Source organism: Streptomyces sp. NPDC059695 (assembly GCF_042733785.1).
Lineage (GTDB): Bacteria > Actinomycetota > Actinomycetes > Streptomycetales > Streptomycetaceae > Streptomyces.
Map to the genome: position 1 here is coordinate 241,659 of NZ_JBHWFF010000010.1, position 2,385 is coordinate 244,043.

General features: G+C 74.3%; 3 protein-coding genes. 2 read left to right on the plus strand and 1 reads right to left on the minus strand.

Annotated elements, in window-relative coordinates:
- On the plus strand, positions 1-509 hold a 509-nt coding region (mug, locus tag ACFV2S_RS15550; RefSeq protein ID WP_385558315.1), incomplete at its 5' end, for a G/U mismatch-specific DNA glycosylase.
- A 79-nt stretch (positions 510-588) separates the two neighbouring features.
- On the opposite strand, the gene ACFV2S_RS15555 is transcribed toward mug, so the two are convergent.
- Entirely contained in the window at positions 589-1,026 is a 438-nt protein-coding gene (locus tag ACFV2S_RS15555; protein ID WP_385558318.1) for a hypothetical protein, read from the minus strand.
- A 151-nt stretch (positions 1,027-1,177) separates the two neighbouring features.
- Here ACFV2S_RS15555 and ACFV2S_RS15560 point away from each other — a divergent pair, with 151 nt between their 5' ends.
- Complete coding sequence (locus tag ACFV2S_RS15560; RefSeq protein ID WP_385558321.1) at positions 1,178-2,332, plus strand: ROK family transcriptional regulator; 1,155 nt, start codon at positions 1,178-1,180, stop codon at positions 2,330-2,332.
- The last annotated feature ends 53 nt before the right edge of the window (positions 2,333-2,385 follow it).

Sequence of the window (2,385 nt, forward strand, 5' to 3'; positions counted from 1 at the left end):
ACCGCGTCGTTCCCGACGTGGTCGCGGGCGGCCTTTCGGTGCTCTTCTGCGGGATCAACCCGGGTCTGACGACGGCGGCGACGGGCCACCACTTCGCCCGTCCGGGCAACCGCTTCTGGCCGGTGCTGCACCTGTCCGGGTTCACGCCGAGGCTGCTGCGGCCGGACGAGCAGGAGGAGCTCCTGACGTACGGTCTCGGGATCACGAACGTGGTGGCGCGGGCCACGGCGCGGGCCGACGAGCTGAGCCGCGAGGAGTACCGCGAGGGCGGACGGCTGCTCGTGGAGAAGGTGGAACGGCTCGCACCGCGCTGGCTCGCGGTCGTCGGCGTCACGGCGTACCGCACGGCCTTCGGCGAGCCGAAGGCGGCGATCGGGCCGCAGGAGCGGTCGATCGGACCGACCCGGATCTGGGCGCTGCCCAACCCGAGCGGTCTCAACGCGCACTGGACGGCGGCGACGATGGCCGAGGAGTACGCCCGGCTGCGGGAGGCGGCGGAGGGCCCGTAAGGGGGGGCCGGGCCCGTGTCGCGGTGGGTCGGACGTCTCACGGTGGCTTCGGGCTCGTCTCGCGGTGGCCGGGCCCGTCTCACGGTGGGCCGGCCTCGGTGACGACGGCGAGGAGCTGGAACGGCAGTTCCTTGTCCCACTGGGAGACGCCCAGTCCTATCCAGCGGCCGTCCGCCCGCCACAGCTTCAGCTCCGGGGTGTGGCAGCTGAGGGTGGGCCACGGCTCCGGCAGCTCCTCGCCCTCCATGCTCCGCTCCAGGACCGGCCACAGGCTCAGCTCCTCCGGCGGTCCCCAGCGGGCGGTGAGCACGGCGGCGAGTCCGTCCCGCTCCGCTTCGTACTGCTCCTCGACGAGCGCCCTGCGGGTGCCGTCGTCCTCCCAGAAGTCCTCGCTCGTCGCGAGCTCCCCCAGGTGGAAGCCCGGGCCGCCGGCGACGGATCCGGATCGCTCCGGTCGCACCGGGAAGGCGCGGGTGCGGAGCAAGTCGATCGTCGCCAGCTGCTCTGCCGTGGTCATGGGACCAGTAAAGCGGCCACCACTGACAGTTGGCGTCCCGTCAGGAAACGGGGCGCGCCCGCTCACGTTCCGCCCCGGGGGCGGCACTCGCCGCGACCGGGCGCATTGAGTACCATCCGCCGGAGAGGCGCACGAGCTGGGAGGAAACACTGTGGGGCGGCTGACCGGCGGGGATCCGTCTCTGCTGCGGCGGATCAACTCCGCGGTGGTACTCCATGCGCTGCGGGGCGCCGACGCGCCCACGCTCACGGATCTGACCCGGATCACGGGCCTCTCGCGGCCCACGGTCGAGGGGGTCGTCGAGGGCCTCATGGAGGGCGGACTCGTCGTCGAGTCGGCGCCCGAGGAGGGCGAGGCCCGTCGGCAGGGGCGTCCGGCCCGGAGGTTCCGCTTCCGGGCGGAGGCCGGTCATCTGCTCGGCATCGAGATCGGACCGCACCGCGTGGCCGCCCTGCTCTCCGGCCTGGACGGGCGGATCATCGGCGCCGGGTCCCGCGAGGTGTCGGAGGCGGCGCCCGAGGACGAGCGCCTGGACCGGGTCCGCACGGTCGTGGCCGACGTGCTGCGCCGGGCCGGCGTCGCCCGGTCCAATCTGCGGGCCGTCGGCGTCGGCACGCCCGGCATCGTGGAGGCCGACGGCACGGTGCGGCTCGGCACGGCACTGCCCGGCTGGACGGGTCTCGCGCTCGGCGAGCGGCTGAGGCGTTCCTTCCGCTGCCCGGTGATCGTGGAGAACGACGCCAACGCGGCGGCCGTCGCCGAGCACTGGAAGGGTGCCGCGACCGACTCCGACGACATCGTGTTCGTCCTGGCCGGCCTGAGTCCCGGCGCGGGGTCGCTGATCGGCGGCCGGCTGCACCGGGGTTTCGGCGGGGCGGCCGGGGAGATCGGCGCCCTGCACCTGCTCGGCCGGGGCGTCACCCCGGAGCACCTCCTGTCGACGACGGACGAGCCGCTGCATCCGCTCGACGAGCAGGCGGTGGCGAAGGTCTTCGCCCTGGCCCGCGAGGGAGACACCCGGGCGCAGGCGGCGGTGGAGCGGTTCATCCAGCGGCTCGTGCACGACGTGGCGGCCCTGGTGCTGGCGATCGACCCGGAGCTGGTGGTCGTGGGCGGCTGGGCGGCGGGCCTCGACGGGGTGCTGCAGCCGCTCCGCGAGGAGCTGGCGCGGTTCTGTCTGCGCCCTCCGCGCGTGGTGCTGTCCCTGCTCGGTGAGGCCGCGGTGGGCACGGGCGCGCTGCGGCTCGCCCTGGACCACGTCGAGGAGCAGCTGTTCGCCGTCGACGGCACGGTGGCCCGCCGGTAGGCGGTCGCCCGCTTCGACGTCTGGGTCGGGCTGGTAGCCGACGAGGCCATCTC